The sequence below is a fragment of the Bacillus mesophilus genome (assembly GCF_011008845.1).
Taxonomy (GTDB): Bacteria; Bacillota; Bacilli; order Bacillales; family SA4; genus Bacillus_BS; species Bacillus_BS mesophilus.
The window spans coordinates 412,495-429,674 of the sequence record NZ_JAAIWM010000001.1; the positions used below are offsets into that span (position 1 = coordinate 412,495).

16 protein-coding genes and 2 riboswitches are annotated in these 17,180 nt (G+C 36.4%); of the genes, 7 read left to right on the forward strand and 9 right to left on the reverse strand.

Features of this window, described 5'->3' with window-relative positions:
- Window positions 1-4: 4 nt before the first annotated feature.
- Both mtnW and G4D63_RS02095 read right to left on the reverse strand, forming a co-directional pair.
- Entirely contained in the window at window positions 5-1,231 is a 1,227-nt protein-coding gene (mtnW, locus tag G4D63_RS02090; protein ID WP_163177195.1) for a 2,3-diketo-5-methylthiopentyl-1-phosphate enolase, read from the reverse strand.
- 184 nt (window positions 1,232-1,415) lie between these two features.
- A riboswitch (SAM riboswitch) is annotated at window positions 1,416-1,534 on the reverse strand.
- Between the two features lie 114 nt (window positions 1,535-1,648).
- Complete coding sequence (locus tag G4D63_RS02095) at window positions 1,649-2,821, reverse strand: pyridoxal phosphate-dependent aminotransferase (RefSeq protein ID WP_163177197.1); 1,173 nt, start codon at window positions 2,819-2,821, stop codon at window positions 1,649-1,651.
- 415 nt (window positions 2,822-3,236) lie between these two features.
- Here G4D63_RS02095 and G4D63_RS02100 point away from each other — a divergent pair, with 415 nt between their 5' ends.
- The 4 genes from G4D63_RS02100 (at window position 3,237) to G4D63_RS02115 (ending at window position 7,235) form a co-directional block, all read left to right on the forward strand.
- Window positions 3,237-4,019, forward strand: coding sequence for a carbon-nitrogen family hydrolase (locus G4D63_RS02100; RefSeq protein ID WP_163177199.1), 783 nt, complete (start codon window positions 3,237-3,239; stop codon window positions 4,017-4,019).
- 89 nt (window positions 4,020-4,108) lie between these two features.
- Window positions 4,109-4,299: riboswitch (SAM riboswitch) on the forward strand.
- An 81-nt stretch (window positions 4,300-4,380) separates the two neighbouring features.
- Entirely contained in the window at window positions 4,381-5,577 is a 1,197-nt protein-coding gene (gene mtnK, locus G4D63_RS02105; RefSeq protein WP_163177201.1) for an S-methyl-5-thioribose kinase, read from the forward strand.
- Entirely contained in the window at window positions 5,570-6,628 is a 1,059-nt protein-coding gene (gene mtnA / locus G4D63_RS02110) for an S-methyl-5-thioribose-1-phosphate isomerase (RefSeq protein WP_163177203.1), read from the forward strand. The genes mtnK and mtnA overlap by 8 nt, the downstream gene beginning before the upstream one ends.
- A gap of 154 nt (window positions 6,629-6,782) precedes the next feature.
- A complete protein-coding gene (locus G4D63_RS02115) occupies window positions 6,783-7,235 on the forward strand; it encodes a chemotaxis protein CheX (protein WP_163177205.1) in 453 nt (150 codons plus the stop codon).
- A 56-nt stretch (window positions 7,236-7,291) separates the two neighbouring features.
- Here G4D63_RS02115 and G4D63_RS02120 read toward each other — a convergent pair whose 3' ends face one another.
- Genes G4D63_RS02120 through G4D63_RS02130 form a run of 3 tightly spaced genes read right to left on the reverse strand, consistent with a single transcriptional unit; the run spans window position 7,292 to window position 10,663 of the window.
- Entirely contained in the window at window positions 7,292-7,906 is a 615-nt protein-coding gene (locus G4D63_RS02120; protein ID WP_163177208.1) for a DedA family protein, read from the reverse strand.
- A gap of 56 nt (window positions 7,907-7,962) precedes the next feature.
- A complete protein-coding gene (locus G4D63_RS02125; protein ID WP_163177210.1) occupies window positions 7,963-8,475 on the reverse strand; it encodes a methylated-DNA--[protein]-cysteine S-methyltransferase in 513 nt (170 codons plus the stop codon).
- A 10-nt stretch (window positions 8,476-8,485) separates the two neighbouring features.
- Window positions 8,486-10,663, reverse strand: coding sequence for a PAS domain-containing sensor histidine kinase (locus tag G4D63_RS02130; RefSeq protein WP_239585843.1), 2,178 nt, complete (start codon window positions 10,661-10,663; stop codon window positions 8,486-8,488).
- A gap of 415 nt (window positions 10,664-11,078) precedes the next feature.
- On the opposite strand from G4D63_RS02130, the gene G4D63_RS02135 reads away from it, so the two are divergent.
- A complete protein-coding gene (locus tag G4D63_RS02135; protein ID WP_163177212.1) occupies window positions 11,079-12,848 on the forward strand; it encodes a B12-binding domain-containing radical SAM protein in 1,770 nt (589 codons plus the stop codon).
- A gap of 6 nt (window positions 12,849-12,854) precedes the next feature.
- Here G4D63_RS02135 and G4D63_RS02140 read toward each other — a convergent pair whose 3' ends face one another.
- Both G4D63_RS02140 and G4D63_RS02145 read right to left on the reverse strand, forming a co-directional pair.
- On the reverse strand, window positions 12,855-13,028 hold the full coding sequence (locus tag G4D63_RS02140; RefSeq protein WP_163177214.1) for a hypothetical protein: 174 nt from the start codon (window positions 13,026-13,028) through the stop codon (window positions 12,855-12,857).
- Between the two features lie 5 nt (window positions 13,029-13,033).
- The gene (locus G4D63_RS02145) at window positions 13,034-13,198 is read right to left on the reverse strand and encodes a hypothetical protein (RefSeq protein WP_163177216.1); all 165 of its coding nucleotides are present in this window, start codon (window positions 13,196-13,198) and stop codon (window positions 13,034-13,036) included.
- 163 nt (window positions 13,199-13,361) lie between these two features.
- On the opposite strand from G4D63_RS02145, the gene G4D63_RS02150 reads away from it, so the two are divergent.
- Window positions 13,362-13,718, forward strand: coding sequence for a DUF3905 domain-containing protein (locus tag G4D63_RS02150; protein ID WP_163177218.1), 357 nt, complete (start codon window positions 13,362-13,364; stop codon window positions 13,716-13,718).
- Between the two features lie 82 nt (window positions 13,719-13,800).
- Here G4D63_RS02150 and G4D63_RS02155 read toward each other — a convergent pair whose 3' ends face one another.
- On the reverse strand, window positions 13,801-14,997 hold the full coding sequence (locus G4D63_RS02155) for a bacillibactin exporter BcbE (protein WP_163177220.1): 1,197 nt from the start codon (window positions 14,995-14,997) through the stop codon (window positions 13,801-13,803).
- 340 nt (window positions 14,998-15,337) lie between these two features.
- Window positions 15,338-16,696, reverse strand: coding sequence for a TrkH family potassium uptake protein (locus G4D63_RS02160; protein ID WP_239585844.1), 1,359 nt, complete (start codon window positions 16,694-16,696; stop codon window positions 15,338-15,340).
- Window positions 16,697-16,929: 233 nt separating this feature from the next.
- Between G4D63_RS02160 and G4D63_RS02165 the strand changes: the two genes are divergently transcribed.
- On the forward strand, window positions 16,930-17,136 hold the full coding sequence (locus tag G4D63_RS02165) for an alpha/beta-type small acid-soluble spore protein (RefSeq protein ID WP_163177222.1): 207 nt from the start codon (window positions 16,930-16,932) through the stop codon (window positions 17,134-17,136).
- The last annotated feature ends 44 nt before the right edge of the window (window positions 17,137-17,180 follow it).

The following is a 17,180-nucleotide window of genomic DNA, read 5'->3' on the forward strand; positions in this document are numbered from 1 at the left end:
CCTCTTACAACCCCCATAGAGAGATTGCCTTCTTTAAATATTCATCCTGTTCTGCAGCATCCGTAAGGGTTTGACCTTTTTGTGTGGCTGTAATTGCTGCTCTAAACGCTTTTCCACCGCCGATGGCACCATCAGGATGTCCGTGAACTCCTCCACCTGCATTAATCACTGAGTCGACACCAAAATCCTCAAATAATATTGGTACAAGTCCCGGATGAATTCCCGCTGAAGGTACAGGAAAAGGTTTCTTAAACGAATCTTCCTTCGTAAGCTCTGATGCAATACCTAGTGCTTCTTCTCTTTTTAAAGCAACACTTCCATATGGCGATGGAAACAGTGAGAAGTCAGCGCCAGCATATCGTAAAAGTTTCCCTAACAATAACGGATTGTGAATACCATAAAATTCTGAAGGGGTAAAAGCACCACTAACTGCTGGATGTGCCATGATTGGGATACCTACCTCTTTGTCTTCTGCTAAAGCTTGAAGTACGTCAAGACCGTAAGCAAATACATTAAATAGTAAGCAGTCTGCACCTAGTTCTTTTGCACGTTTTGCCTTGTCTAGTAAATCAAATGTTCGTCCTGATATATTAACGGCATATAAAGATTTATGACCAGTCGTTTCATAAACTTCCTTTATTACTTCTTTACCCGTAGTAATTCGTTTCTCAAAAGGTGTAAGTGGATTTTCAAAAAGGATTTCATCATCCTTTACTAAATCTACTCCACCTAAAAGTTGCTCTTTGAGCTGTTCTCTTAAATAAGTAAGATCCCGTCCAATTACTCCCTTAAATATACTCATTAACAGGGGTCGATCATGAACTCCTAATTTAGCTCGGATACCATCAATTCCAAAGGTCGGACCTGGAAATGTTTGTTTCACCTCTTGTGGGAAATCTAAATCGATTAATTTTACTTCACCGTCCAGTGATAACTTTCCAAATACGGTGGTTAAAATGGCTGGAATATCATGTGAGAAATTAGCGATTGGATACGCAACCTTTACAAACCCGCGCTTTACCTGTTTCCCTAAATATTGATTAACTTGAGAACTGTCAGATAACTCCTCAACCGAGACAACCTCGCCTTTGTGTTTCTTAAGTTGCTCTTGCTGAAGCTGAGGAAGGTCAGTCCAAGATCCAATCGTTAATCCTAGAGCAATCCCTTCCCCTTTTTTCTGAAGGTCTCCTTTTGCATCATGTATGAGATATGTAGCTATGACACTTGCCAAATAAAACACCTCTTTATACAAATAATCTATTTGCTTAGCTTCCCTTACCATTTATAAATTAAACAAGTTTGTTAAGGATTAGATGGATTGACTAATCCTTGTACATTTTTTAAAAGAAGGAGCTAAGTCATTATGTTCGAAAAAAATAACCTCTTCCTAAGAAGAGGTTAAATACAATAACTTCCCCTTATCTCTCAGCTCTTACGCTGCAAGAATTAGCACCGTGCCTCAGATTCTGATGGGAATCTAAAGTCGGTTGCCGGGCTTCATCGGGCTAGTCCCTCCGCCTACTCTTGATAAGTTTTTATAATTGACGACGTACAACAGTCGTATAAATCATTTCTCAAATTACTATGGATTATGACAGCATCAAAAATAATTGTCAAGCAATTCTTTTATTTCAGATCTTAAGGATCCTTAGAATATTTGAAGCTCTTTAATACGTGAGACAGCCTCTACTAGTCGATCCTCATCAGTAAGTAGCCCAACTCTCACATAACCTTCTCCATGTTCTCCAAAACCAATTCCAGGTGCCACAACAACATGAGCTTTTTCTAACAAATAGTCAGAAAAGCTAACTGATGTATAACCATCTGGAACAGGGAGCCATGCAAAAAAAGAACCAGGAGGAGCTTCTACCTTCCACCCAATTTTATTAAGCTCATATATAAATGTATTACGTCTACTCTCATACTTCTGTACTAGCTCATCTACACAGTTCTGTGAGGATAAGAGGGCTGTTGCTGCTGCCTCTTGAACTGCCCCAAAAAGGCTTACATACATATGGTCTTGTAAAAGATTAATTGCCTCTATTACACTCTCATTCCCAACAGCAAATCCGACACGCCATCCTGCCATATTATAGGTTTTTGAAAGAGTGTAGATTTCAATTCCTGTATCAATCGCACCATCTATTTCAAGAAAGCTTATTGGCTTTTTACCATCGAAACCAATTGCGCCATATGCAAAATCATGAACCACACATAGATTATGTTTATTTGCTAGTTGTACTGTTTCCTCAAAGAATTCTTTGGTTGCGACAGCACCAGTTGGGTTGTTTGGATAGTTTAAAAACATCAGTTTTGCCTGATCTAAAATAGCAGGATCTAGTTCATCATAATTTGGTAAAAATCGGTTTTCTGCTCTTAAAGGCATTAGTTCCATCTTTGCCTTTGCCAATTCTACTCCGGACCAGTAATCTGGATAACCTGGATCCGGCACTAATGCAATGTCACCTTCATTAAGCAAGCATTGTGGAACTTCCACTAACCCTGCTTTTCCCCCAAACAAAATAGCAACCTGCTTCTCTGGGTCCAATTTCACCCCATATTCACGTTCATAATATGTAACAATCGCCTCTTTTAAGAATGGTTGTCCTCTAAACTGAGAATATTTATGGTGTAAAGGATTCGTAACTGCCTCTTGCATAGATTTAACAATATGCTCTGGTGTAGGTTGATCAGGATTTCCTTGTCCCAAATTTATAACATCATGTCCTTGGGCAATTACCTTATTAACTTTTCCAACAAGGGTAGCAAAAAACTGAGTCGGTAACTTTTTAAGTATGTCAGATTGTTCAAACGTTTTCATGATTTACTCCTTTAGTAACGTAATCTTTATTTATCTTATCTTATCTTTGAGTGAATAAGAAATTCAAACAAATGTTACTGAAGCTAGATTACTCCAAGTTATATTTAAAAAGAAAGTTATTGCACTGTTGATTGAAGTGGAAGGACGCGAGACTCCTGCGGGAAAGCGGATCACGGGAGACCCCACAGGCGCGCTTTTCGCCGAGGAGGCTCACGGACTCGCCCGCGGAAAGCGAGTGTCCTGTAACGAAAATCAACAACAAGGTTAACACGTCAAACTGGTCATTAACACAGCCAAAAGAAAAAAATTGATACTAAGTTTCTCTTAATCAAAAATATATATTGAAATTAACGTCAGTAATATTATATTGTTAGTGACAACTTGTAAAGTAAATTTTTAAAGGGGACGATGCAATTTGAATTTAAAGGTTAGCTGCATCCAATTTGACATAACATTTGGAAATCCTGAACAAAACTTTAAACGTATGCGTGAGAAAATTGAAAAAGCCGCTTTAGAGCAGCCAGATATAATTGTCTTACCTGAGCTTTGGACAACTGGTTATGATTTAACCAGATTAGATGAGATCGCCGATCATGAAGGTAAGGAAACACTATCATTTCTAAGCCAAATAGCGAAAGAAAACAATGTCCATATTGTTGGTGGTTCCATTGCAAAGAGTACAGACGAAGGTGTCTACAATACCATGTACATCATTAGCAAGGACGGTTCACTTGTAACAGAGTATAGTAAGTTACATCTCTTTAAGCTGATGGATGAACATCATTACTTACAAGCAGGATCTAGCGAGGGCTTGTTTAAGCTTGATGATATAAACTGTGCAGGATTCATATGTTATGATATTCGTTTTCCAGAGTGGATTCGAAAGCACACTTCGAGCGGAGCGGAAGTTCTCTTTGTGGTAGCTGAGTGGCCTGCCCCACGATTAAACCATTGGCGCTCTCTTTTAATTAGTCGAGCGATCGAAAATCAATGCTATGTTGTAGCTTGTAACAGAGCTGGTAATGATCCAAAAAATGAATTTGCCGGGCATTCTATGATCATAGATCCTTGGGGAGAAATTATTGCCGAAGCTACAGAAGTGGAATCAATCCTGTCAGGAGAAATATCCACAGACAAGGTACAAAGTGTTAGAAAGCAAATTCCTATATTCCTAGATCGCCGGCCAGAATTTTATTAAACTAAAAATACATTGACAAAATATTAAATCACTTGATATTATGAACTCCGAGTTACAAAACTTAATAAACATTTTTCAATTTATATAATCTCTTATCAAGAGTTGGCTGAGGGAAATGGCCCTATGAAGCTGCAGCAACCGACCGTAATACCATTGTGAAATGGGGCGCACGAGTAGTATAGATGTGCGCTAAAAGAATAACAATAACGCTAATGCGATAGTTATTCTCTTGTAAGGCACGGTGCTACATCCAACAGAAGATTGTTCTGGTAGATAAGAGGTGCGAAGCTATGACTTCAAGCCTCTTTCTTTATTGAAAGAGGCTTTTTTATTTTATGATGTTCAGGGAGGTTACTAGAAGATGACTATTTTAAATCAATCTACATATGAGCCATTAACGGAGGATACTGCTGTTAAATTAGCACTACAACTTTCCTTATTTGATACGGATGCAGTATTGAAGTGTAGAGAAATTGGGGACGGCAACTTAAATTTAGTTTTTCATATAAAAGATGAGATCAATCAAGAAAGCATTATTATTAAACAAGCATTACCTTATGCAAAGGTTGTTGGTGAAAGCTGGCCATTAACACTTCAACGAAATAAAATCGAAGCAAATGCACTAAAAGTTGCAGCAAATTTTGTTCCTGAACTGGTTCCAGAAGTTTATTTTACAGATGAAGAATTAGCCATTACAGTTATGGAAGATTTGTCACATCTAGAAATTGCTAGAAAAGGGCTTATTGAGAACCATCAGTACCCACTTCTTTCAAAGCATATTGGCACATATATGGCTAAAACGCTGTTTCATTCATCAGATTACGCTCTAGATCCTAAGGTAAAGAAAGAGAAAGTAAAGGAATTCATTAACCCTGAACTTTGTAAAATCACGGAGGATTTAGTATTTACAGATCCGTTTTTTGATCATGAGACTAATAATTTTGAGGAAGATCTTTTAGCTAATGTTCATGACCTTTGGAATCGGACTGAGCTTAAGCTAGAAGTGGCAAAACTTAAGAAGAAATTCTTAACAAATACTGAGACGTTATTACACGGGGATTTGCACACGGGAAGTATCTTTGCAAGCTCAGATGAAACAAAGGTAATTGATCCTGAGTTTGCTTTTTACGGTCCCATTGGATTTGACATTGGACAGTTTATTGCTAATTTATTATTAAATGCGATTTCGATTCAGTCCCAAAAAAGAGAATTCCTATATAACCATGTATCCACTACCTGGTCTGTTTTCACTGATCAATTTTCTTCTTTATGGGAAACAGAAGGTGTGGAGATTTATACGAAAGTACCAGGATATCTGGAGTTTACTCTTCAAGAAATCCTTGAAGATACGATTGGCTTTGCTGGGTGTGAGCTAATTAGACGGACGATTGGATTAGCACATGTTGCAGACTTAGATGGGATTGTTGATCACGGGCAACGCATCCAAGCTAAGAAGAACGCATTATTATTAGGACAAACCTTGATCATGAATCGTAAAAATATCGTTTCAATAGATGATCTACTTCAAGAAGTAAGGAGTGTTATACAGAATGACTAAGAATTTTTCAATTCCACAATCTGTTCAATGGAAGGATGATCACATACTATTACTTGATCAGCAAAAGCTTCCTCTTGAAACTGTTTATGTTGAATTAAGGAATATAAAAGATGTTTGGGATGCTATTATCACATTAAAGGTTAGAGGAGCCCCCGCCATTGGACTCACTGCAGCTTTTGGACTAGCAATGGCGGCAAATAGTTATGAGGAACTCGATTTAACAAGCTTCCATGACAGATTAAACAAGGACCGTGAATATCTAGCAAGCTCAAGGCCAACTGCTGTTAATTTAGCATGGGCATTAGACCGACTGGTAAACAAAGTGAAGAATGCCATCTCAGTAAATGAAGCAAAAACGACATTAACTCATGAAGCTATTCAAATACAGGCTGAAGATGAGGAGGTTTGTCGTCAAATCGGTATTAACGCTTTGTCACTGTTTAACGATAACGATAAAATCCTAACGATTTGCAACGCTGGTTCGATCGCTACAGCTAGATATGGAACTGCACTTGCTCCTTTTTATTTGGCAAAGGATTTAGGTAAAAGACTACAGGTATTTGCTTCTGAAACTCGTCCGGTACTACAAGGGGCACGCTTAACAACATGGGAGCTCATGCAGGCAGATGTAGACGTTACCTTAATAACTGATAATATGGCTGCCCATACAATTTCTACCAAGGGGATTAACGCAATCATTGTAGGAGCAGATCGAATCACTGCAAACGGAGATACCGCTAATAAAATTGGAACCTATAATCTTGCTATTTTGGCAAAAGCTTTTGATATCCCATTTTACGTTGCAGCACCTTTGTCAACCTTTGACCCATCATTATCCTCCGGTCAGCTGATCCCGATTGAGGAGCGCGATGCAAGAGAAATCACACATATATTTGGTCAACAAATTGCACCAGCTGGGGTTAAAGTATTTAACCCAGCCTTTGATGTAACACCAAATGAATTAATTACAGCGATTATTACAGAAAAAGGTGTATTGCAAGGTAATTATACAGAAGAAATCAAACAATTATTTGCAGAAAAAACAGTCTAATTATTTATTAGACTGTTTTTTTCGACAATATTCGATTATTTTTTCAAAATTACTTACAACCTCTTCGTAATTCATGATATGATATTTCAAATGACATAGAAAAACCGTAAGACCAAAAATCCTATCATTCATTACTTCAAAAAGAGGTGAAACTGTGTCAAACAATGATCGCATAACAAAGATCTTAAATGGGACTATACATTCAGTTAAAAGTGTCTTACCTATGGAACTCACTATTAGTAGCCCTTCACTTTTTCAAGATAGTGTGATTAGGTCGAAAATGTCCGTTTTAATAGGAATGACAGGAGATGTTAAGGGGAGAATTGTTATTGATGGAAGTCCAACAACCTTTAGCACGATAGGTGAAATGATGTATGGGATGCAGCTTGAAGGCGAAATGTTAGAGTCATTTACTGGTGAGCTTGGTAATATGATTGCTGGTAATTTAGCAACTAATGCTTCTCAAAATGATTTGATTATGGATATCACGCCTCCCACTATTCTTGTAGGAGAAGCAAAACTCTCGGGATTTAGTAAAGCGATTCGAGTACCTATTACACTGGATTCTTCGAATAATCTTGATGTTATATTTATGTTGGAAGGATAATAAGGGGTTTAACACCTTGTTATCCTTCTTTTTTTCTCTTATAAGAAAAATTGGCGCTAACTCAGTTTTTCCATTCTTTTGAGCTTATATTTCTTTTTTCGTCTAATATATAGAAACAATATGAGAGTTAACACACTGACTGTAACAATACCGCCATACGTGAATAAGTTCTTAAGAATATTGTCCATATTCCCACCAAAAAAATACCCAATCATAAAAAAGACAATCGTCCAAATTGCAGCTGTCCCATATGCGTATAATGCGAAAACACGATAACTCATTTTGTTACTACCAATAACAAAAGGGACAAAGTGTCTAACACCTGGAAAGTAATATCCGATCATTAAGGCTAAAGGTCCATGTTTATCTATTAATTGAGAAGCACTCTCTAAATACTTCTGAAATCTTGGTTTATATAATAACTTTTTTTGTATGGGATGAAAGCAAAATCTCCCTAGTACATATAGTGTAGTTAAACTCATGACTACTCCTAAATAGGTAGTAATTATACCAGGGAGTAGGGAAAATATATCCTGTGCAATAAGGAGCCCACTTGACATAACTATTACTTCATTCGGAACAGGCATGAAGAAAAAACCAATCCATAAAACTAGGAATAACGCAATATAACCATATTGTTGTACAAAGTAAAGAGCTGTTTCTAATTCCATCCTTTTCCCCCTACGGATTGAATACTCATCAATCACTAGAAAGTCAATGAATAATATTATTCATTGACTTTCAGGTTAAACTCTATTGAACCCTCTAGCTGTAATAGCTTTTCTTTTAAGTCCACCTTATTCCCTGCATAGCCAGTGAGGGTTTTATTCTTTCCGATGACTCGGTGGCAGGCAATAATGATTGGTAGTTTATTAGCTCTATTAGCTTGCCCAACAGCCCTAACTGCCTTCGGTTTATCAATCTTCTCAGCAACATCTAAATAACTGATTGTTTCACCATACGGAATAGCCTGTAAAACTTGCCATACTTGTTTTTGAAAATCTGTTCCTGATAGTGACAAGGGTAAGTCAAATGACATTCTAGTACCTTTAAAGTATTCTTCCATTTGCACAACTGCATCTTCAAGTAGTTTAGTAGAACCTTGTATAAGATGATCTTGGTTCTTTTTTTGGTACTCAGCCCACTGAGGTTCCCCAATTAACACACCTACCACATGATTTTCAGAAGTAACAATATAGATTATGCCTAGCAATGTATGAATATTTTTATAATATAGCATAGTCCTTCTCCTAAGTAGATTGCGTAATCGGTAAATATATATGGAAGACAGTTCCTTCGCCTTCTATACTCTCCACTTCTATCCGACCATTGTGCTCAGCTATTATTTTATATGACACCATTAATCCAAGTCCAGTTCCACGCTCTTTTGTCGTATAAAACGGTTCTCCTAGTCTCTTTATCTTGTCTTTGGATATACCTGTTCCCTGGTCTTTAAAGGATAGTTTTATAAATTGATTGGATTCAGGAGAAACCTTCACCTGAATGACACCACCTGCAGCCATTACTTCAATACCATTCTTTAGAATATTAATAAATACCTGCTTTAGCTGATTTGGCTCACAATAAACTTCTGGTATTTTCCCGTCTACTTTTAATTCAAATTGAATATTTTCTAGAGCAGCCTGCGGAGTTAGTAAATCAATTGTTTCATGGATAATCTTTACCAAATTTTGCTGCTGATAACGAATTGCTTGTGGTTTTGCTAGTATTAAGAATTCAGTAATAATCGTTTCGATTCTTTTGAGTTCAGATGTAATGACTTCAAAATACATAGAAAAGTCTTCCTTAACGCTCCCTTGTAACAGATGGATAAAACCTTTTAATGCTGTCATAGGGTTTCTAATTTCATGTGCAATTCCCGCTGCTAACTCCCCGACAACATTTAACGTATCAGACTTTCGAAGTCTTTCCTCCATTGCCTTTCGATCAGTCACGTCATGCAGAATAGCTAAGTGATGATTTTTATAAATATTTTTACTCAATGTATATTCAATGATTCTGGTATCTAAAACAAAATGACCATGAAGATGACTATTTTTTAACAATTCCTTCCATTTTCCTTCTTTGTCCTGTTCAGTAGATAGAATAAAATCCTGAAATGTAAGAAATGAAGATGGTATTTCATTTTCAATTTCAAAGATCCGTTTAGCTTCTGGATTCATGTCTACAATATTCCCATCATTTTCTATGATAATAAAGCCATTAAGGGAATTATCATACAACTGTCTAAATTTATGCTCACTATCTCTTAATTCCTTTTCCATTAAGCGAGTTTCACTTACATTCCTAAAAATGGTCATATTATATCCGTCTAATACTCGAAACCTAGTTGTGAATTCGAGTCGTTTAACCTGACCATTAATCATGAAAAAGTCTAGCTCTGCCCTAACTTTTCCGGTCTCCGTTAATTCCTTATTCATGTTAATAAACTCTTCACTACGTTTATTAACAAAATCAAAGATGTTAAAGGTAGATAATTGTTCTAAGGACATCTCAAACGTTTTACTGGCTGATGCATTTGCTCGAAGAACTCTTCCCTTTTGATCCCAAATCACAATCGCGTCTAGAGCTGCATCGAAAATTTCACGGAATCTAAGCTCACTCTTTTGTAGCTTCCTTTCCATTAACTTTTTATCAGTGACATCCCGCATAATAGACATATAAAAATTATCAAATATATTCGAGGTGGTGGTAAATTCAAAGATTTTCTTTGTACCGTTTGTTAATTTTACCGGAAGTTCTCCCTGTGCTTTTTCCTTCTCATCAAGAATTCTCCATAATTTATCAATTTTAAATAAGAACTCTTGTTCAACAAAGTCATGGAGGTGTGCATTTAGAAGTTCCTCTTTTGTAGTTTCAAAACTAGTAATAAAGGAATGGTTACAGTTAATGAACTTACCAGCACGATCGAATATGACGATTCCATCTACTGCACGGTTATAAACGTCCATAAAAAGCTTTTTACTAAGATTGCGTTGTTTTTCAAGATTTTTTTTGGCGGTAACATCTCTCAAAATCCAAATGTCTACTTCCTGTAAAATATTTTTACGTGCAGAAAATTCAATATATTTTACTTTTCCACTTGCAACTCTAATGGTAAATTCTCCTTTTAGAGAACCATCCATTTCAAGTAGCATCATTTGCTTACTTAGTCCTTCAACAGACTCTAGTAACAGAAACTGGGTTAGACTTTTGGTAGTTAGAATTGTCTTGGGTAGTTCAAATAACTGACAAGCTGCTTCATTCACTTCGGTAAAAAAAAGGCCATGTTTGAATAGAACGATCGCATCTAGAGACTGTTCGAACATAATTTCATATTGATTCACCTTCTCAAGAAGGATTTCATTTTCATTTTTCAATGTATAATAAGAGGTCTGTTTCTCTAAAACCGTTTGCTCTTCAGACAAGCTTGGTCACTTCCTCTCCATTTAAAACTTCTATTTTATTGGCTTTGTTTGTGTAGACTGTGACCTTGGCACGAGACTCCTACTTTTCGGAACAGAAGTCTCAAGCTTTCATATATAAATAACGAGGCAATTAATCCCCTGTTTTATAGTGGAACTAATTTCTACATTTCCGGGTCTGAAACGCCCTTTTATTTGTATCAACAACGTAATTAAACAAAGTCATTTATATGTCTGATGCACACTTATTATTTCTACAAAAATCTGCTAAATCCTGCATAAAAATATATCTCCATTTCTTTCCTTACACCATCCTTCATCATTCTCATACAAAATATGATAAAATAGCTTAAGTATCGCTATATTAGCCAATATTGATATTATAGATTGTTGTACAAAAAAGGAGATAATTATTAGAATGAACACTGTTTTAACCACCTTAAATGCAAAATATATTCATACAAATCTTGCTATAAGATGTTTACGTGCATACGTAGAGCCTGAACATCAAGTTCATATGGTTGAATATACAATAAAAGACCCTTCTATCAACATTGTCACGGACCTTTTTAAATACAAGCCTGATGTAATAGGGTTTAGCTGTTATATCTGGAATATTGAAGAAACGATTAAAGTAATTGGCATGATAAAAAAAATCAACCCTGAGGTTACAATTATCCTAGGTGGCCCTGAAGTGTCATACGATATTACTTACTGGCTAGAAAGACTTCAGGACGTTGATTATATAGTTATTGGTGAAGGTGAAGAAACGTTTAAGCAACTTTTGACTCACTTAAAAACCGGTGAGTTTAGCTTAACCGATATACATGGTGTAGCGTACCGAAAAGAGCAAAAGGTGATTGTAAATCCACAACGAAACAAGTTAAATCTTCAGGAGTCACCTTCTCCCTTTAAGTTTGAAGAGGACCTTCCTCACTTATCAAAACGAGTAACCTATATAGAAACAAGTAGAGGCTGTCCCTTTAGCTGTCAATTCTGCTTATCTTCTATAGAAGTGGGTGTTCGTTATTTTAACAAAGATAAAGTGAAAGAAGATATCCGTTTTCTTATGCAAAATGGTGCTAAAACCATTAAGTTTGTAGATAGAACTTTCAACATTAGTAGAAGCTACGCTATGGAGATGTTTCAGTTCTTAATCGACGAACATCTACCTGGTACTGTCTTTCAGTTCGAAATCACAGCCGACATTATGCGACCTGAAGTCATTCAATTCTTAAACGAAAATGCTCCTGCTGGATTGTTTAGATTTGAAATTGGTGTTCAGTCTACCAATGATGCCACAAATGAATTAGTTATGAGGAAACAAAATTTCCAAAAGTTAACTCGTACCGTCACTATGGTTAAAGAAGGCGGAAAAATTGATCAGCATTTAGATCTCATTGCAGGACTTCCTGATGAGAATTATGATTCATTCAAGAAGACTTTCAATGATGTGTTCGAACTTAGGCCCGAGGAACTACAGCTTGGCTTTTTAAAGATGCTTCGTGGAACAGGTCTCCGTATTCGTGCTGAACAGCATGATTATGTATATATGGATCACTCTCCATATGAGATATTGAAAAATAATGTATTATCTTTTGAAGAAATTTCTCAAATCAAACAGGTTGAGGATGTGTTAGAAAAATACTGGAATGATCATCGAATGGATTATACAGTAGAATACCTGGTAACATCTGTATTCCCTACTCCCTTCGACTTCTTTCAGGAGTTTGGAATGTATTGGGATGAAATGGGTTGGGGAAGAATTGGTCATCAATTAGAGGACCTATTTCAACGTTTATGGAGCTTCTTGTTAAATCGTGTTGACGCGAACACTTCAATCATTCATAGTCTTATGAAGCTTGATTATTTAAGAGGTCAAAAGTATAAACCAAGAAAGCCGTGGTGGGATGACCTTCTTGAAAAAGAAGATCGTGGAGACTACTATCGTCAGCTCATCGCTTTACCTTCTCTACTTGGTAAGAATTTTGAAGAGTTACAGCTTACTGAAAAGGACTTATATAAACACACTGTATTAGAAGTGATTCACTTCGATTTAAACTACTATTTACAACTAGGGGAATTAAAAGAGGAACCTTCCCTTCTTTTAGCATATTTTAACCCTAAAGATCAAAACACTTATCTGTATAGTGTTGCCTTAAGAAAGATAGCAGAAGTAAACGTGTAGGAGCTCCTACACGTTTTTCTGTTTTTCATCATTATGATCTCTAGGTTCTTTTTTCTTTATTTTATTTGATTTTGATTCAGCTAAGAGCTCAAATACTTTTGTAGCATTATAATCTCCAAGTTCTGAACCATACTCTTCTTTTGAAGAGGAATCATATGGAGAATTTCTTGCAGTTGTCATGAAGATTATTCCTGCTTTCCGTTTTGATATCCTTTTTTTGAATTTCGGTTAGCACCCTTCATCGCTTGCTCTTCAACTGCCTCTTGAGCAAATTCGGTGTCAGGAAGACTTTCTGTTGGTGTATTATTATTTTTTAAAGCTGCATCAAACTTAACTTTTCGCTTTGCCATTGTTAAACACCCCTATCAAAAGAATGGAGGATTCACCCTCTGTTTTATTGTTACCTGTTTCTCTTACAACATAATAGGAATTATCTTGCTGTACTTCAAGTAAATATAGTTGTCTTCATTGGAGATAATAAGATGGAGAGTCTTAAATTGAGGTGATCATTTCATGAAGAAGAAAAAGGTAAAAGAGAAGGACTTAGAAATTCCGTTCATTGATGAAACGATGCCACATCAACCAGATGCACCTGTATTTAAAGGTAGTGGAGTAAAAATGGAGAAGCCTTTCATTAATGAGCATGGTGTAGTCATTGGTGATAGCTTTTATGATTCTCCAAATTCTCCATTAAATAAATGGTCTGAGGACACTGATCCTTCTATCATGGCTGGCGATGAATGGGTTCATCCTACAAATGATATTGGTTGGAATACAGCGGAAAATAGAGAACTCATCGAGAAAAAAATCCCGCCCCAAGGTGTTCCTTTTACACATCCAGATAAGGATGTTAGTTATAACCAAGATTAGAATTATAAGGGTATCAGCTTTTATGGCTGGTACCCTTATTTGTGCTTTTTAATACCGAAAAAAAGGCCTGCAGGAGCAGACCTTACTTTGCTTTCTTAGGCTTGATTTCCTTTAGTGCAATGAGCCCTGCAACCATACATAACCCTGTAATACTATAATACATCACTTGATGAGATGCCTTCATTAATAAGACGAAAACAGGAGGTCCTGCCGCCACCCCTATAAAGCGCATGGAGCTATAAATAGAGGTAATCGTACCTCTCTCCTCTTTTTCAACCCCTTCAGTTATTAATGAGTCTAGGCATGGTAAGGCAACACCTATACCAACACCACATATAAAGAAAATTCCTAATAAGAAGTATATGTTTTCAGTAAAACTTATTGCAAATACGGAAATGGCTAGCAAAGCAATTCCGGATACTGTAATCCATTTCATTAATACTTTGTTTTCTTTTATCTTCTTACCAGTAAAGTACGATGCAAGACATAGGGATGCGAGTGGAATTGCAAGAATGAGTCCTTTTTTTATTCCATCAATACCATGTTGATCCTCAAGCATGGAGGATAGATAAAATAATACTCCAAAAAGGACAAACATTAGGATACAGCCAATTGCAAAAATAGCGTATAGCCAACGCCCACTCTTCTTAAATATCTTCTTAATTTGTTTAAGAAATTTTTTAAATGGCACCGGCTTTTTTTTCTTTTTTGGACTTTCCACTAAAAATATCATTAACAGTACGGATATTAATGTAAAAACAGGAATTGCGAAGAAAGGTAAAAACCAAACAAGTCCCGCTAAAAGAGATCCAAGGATTGGACTAAGAACTTTACCAAAAGTATTTGAGGTCTCAATAACTCCAAGTTCCTTACTCACCTCTTTTTCACTTTTAAACAAATCGCCTACAAGTGGCATAACGACTGGAGCTGCACCTGCTGCTCCAACACCTTGAAAAATTCGCCCCACTAAAATAAGCCAGTAAGGGTCTTTCATTTTCCATGCTGCCCATCCTGAAATGATTCCCCCAACGCCAGCTATAATTAAACTAGGTATAATAACTTTTTTACGTCCTATTCGATCTGAAAGATAACCAGCAATTGGGATTAGAATAATCGCCACAATGGAGTACAAAGTTATGATCATACTAACCTGAAATGAGCTGATGTTTAACTTCTTTTCAATGGTTGGAAGAACCGGTATTAGCATTGAATTCCCTAAAGTCTTAACTAATGGTATGGAAGCAAGTGAAACGATTGACCATTTTTTTTCCTGTTTCATTTTAACAACCTACCTTAATCTATATATTCGACTCTCTTTATCATTCGTACAAACTCTCCGATTTATTTTTGTCACTTATTGGAAGGCCAAAAAGGGTTTTGATTTATGTTGCAGGAACAAGACTCTCCAGAGATGGATGTGAAGGCCTAAAACAAGTAAAAAAATCAGTTATTCTTATACTCACAACGACTTATATCGGCGTTATTTACGATTTATCGGTGCTTAGCGGATTTTTATCGGCGCTCCTCTAGAAGTTTCCGGCGAAAACAAAGCTATATCGGCGGTTAAGGTTAATACAACTAAAAAAGGAACCTTCTGTAAAAGAAGATTCCTTTTTAGATTACCCAATAATCACACGTTCTTTTGGATAGTGATAGCGTACTTTCTTTTCTCTTCGCCCGCCCAATAAAAACAGCACGAGTATAATCCCAATTCTACCTACAAACATCAAAAAGATAATAATACACTTACCAACCGTACTCAAGTCAGGTGTGATCCCCATCGATAAACCAGAGGTACCGAACGCTGAACAGACTTCAAATATTATGCTAATAAGTGGAAACGGCTCTGTGATAAGTAAAATAAGCGTTGCCGTAAAACATAATATAAGGGCCAACATCGATATAGCAAGTGACTTTAAAATATCCTCCTCATGCAACTCACGATTAAAAATCTTAATATGCCTGTTTCCCTTTGCAAAATGATAGATAAATAAAAGGTTTAAAGCAAAGGTTGTTGTTCGAATCCCCCCCCCAACAGAACTTGGAGAAGCACCTATAAACATGAGAATAGATAGAAAAAATAATGTTGGCTCGCTAAATTCATTCACATCCATTGTAGCAAGCCCACCACTCCTAGTACTTACAGATTGGAACAATGCGTAGAAAAATGCTTCATGCCACACCATCCCCTTAAAGAAATTTTTCATTTCCAAGAGGATAATAACAAGAGTACCAAAGATAATTAGGAGAAAAAACGTAATAGAAGTTAGCTTTGTAAAAAGTGAAAACCTAAACCTAAATCCATCTGTTTTATTTGTAAGGAAGTCCTTTACTTCAATCAAAACTGGAAAGCCAATGGCACCCAGAATAATCAACAGCATATTTATGAACTGTACAAAATAATCATTTGCAAATGGAATCAGAGAACTTCCTGTTATATCAAATCCACCATTTGTAGTCGCTGAAATAGAAGCAAAGAAACCTTGTAGATATGCCTCCTGCCAGGTAGGAAAATACTTTAGAAAATATGTACCTAATATAAGTGCACCCAAGATCTCAATTATGATTATAATAGCGAGTATTTGTCTCATTAAATTAACGAGACCTGATAAGTTTGATTGGTTTTGATCAAGCATGATCAACTGACGTTCTTTTAATCCTATTTTTTTACCCATAATTAGCCAAATAAATGTTCCTAACGTCATGACTCCAATCCCACCAAATTGCAAAACAAAGGCAAGTATGAGTACACCAGGGACGCTAAATGTATCAGCAGTGGACACAACCGTTAATCCGGTAACACTTACTGCACTCACAGCAGTAAATAATGCATCTATAAAAGCCCACTCTACATCTTCCTTATGAGCAATTGGAAGACTGAGTAAACTTACGGCAATGGTGACCGCAATAAAATAGAAGCTAACGATAATTTGTGCTGGACTAAGCTTGTGAAGCCTCATCCTTAATGGTTGAAACATTGTATCCATACCCTTTCAATTTAACAGATTATCCTTTATCCATTTTGAACTAAACAATGAAAAAGGGCAACCTGTTCCCATCTTTTTGTATAGCCATTAATTTCATAGGGAAGTATTTCCAATGCTGATAATTCCTCCATATGAAAACATTGGTCAGTATTAGATACTATAAAGTCTCTTATACTAAAAAAGCAATACCAAATTGCAAAAGAAATGGAAGGAGTCGGGTCCAAATGGCTAACAGTAGTAATAAACTATTAGTGCCTGGTATCGAACAGGCATTAGACGCGATTAAATATGAAATTGCTGAAGAATTCGGTGTAAAATTAGGTTCAGATACAGTTTCAAGAGCAAATGGTTCTGTTGGTGGAGAAATCACTAAGCGCCTAGTAAAAACTGCTCAACAACAGATTAATGGTCAATTTAATCCACAACAATAATTAAATATAAATGGCTAAACCCGGGATGGTTTCACCACCCCGGG

Coding starts and splice junctions, on each gene's coding strand:
- G4D63_RS02095 (WP_163177197.1), bottom strand. CDS start 2,821: ATGAAAACGTTTGAACAATCTGACATACTTAAAAAGTTACCGACTCAG.
- mtnK (WP_163177201.1), top strand. CDS start 4,381: ATGACTATTTTAAATCAATCTACATATGAGCCATTAACGGAGGATACT.
- mtnA (WP_163177203.1), top strand. CDS start 5,570: ATGACTAAGAATTTTTCAATTCCACAATCTGTTCAATGGAAGGATGAT.
- G4D63_RS02120 (WP_163177208.1), bottom strand. CDS start 7,906: ATGGAATTAGAAACAGCTCTTTACTTTGTACAACAATATGGTTATATT.
- G4D63_RS02125 (WP_163177210.1), bottom strand. CDS start 8,475: ATGCTATATTATAAAAATATTCATACATTGCTAGGCATAATCTATATT.
- G4D63_RS02135 (WP_163177212.1), top strand. CDS start 11,079: ATGAACACTGTTTTAACCACCTTAAATGCAAAATATATTCATACAAAT.
- G4D63_RS02140 (WP_163177214.1), bottom strand. CDS start 13,028: ATGACAACTGCAAGAAATTCTCCATATGATTCCTCTTCAAAAGAAGAG.
- G4D63_RS02145 (WP_163177216.1), bottom strand. CDS start 13,198: ATGGCAAAGCGAAAAGTTAAGTTTGATGCAGCTTTAAAAAATAATAAT.
- G4D63_RS02150 (WP_163177218.1), top strand. CDS start 13,362: ATGAAGAAGAAAAAGGTAAAAGAGAAGGACTTAGAAATTCCGTTCATT.
- G4D63_RS02155 (WP_163177220.1), bottom strand. CDS start 14,997: ATGAAACAGGAAAAAAAATGGTCAATCGTTTCACTTGCTTCCATACCA.
- G4D63_RS02160 (WP_239585844.1), bottom strand. CDS start 16,696: ATGTTTCAACCATTAAGGATGAGGCTTCACAAGCTTAGTCCAGCACAA.
- G4D63_RS02165 (WP_163177222.1), top strand. CDS start 16,930: ATGGCTAACAGTAGTAATAAACTATTAGTGCCTGGTATCGAACAGGCA.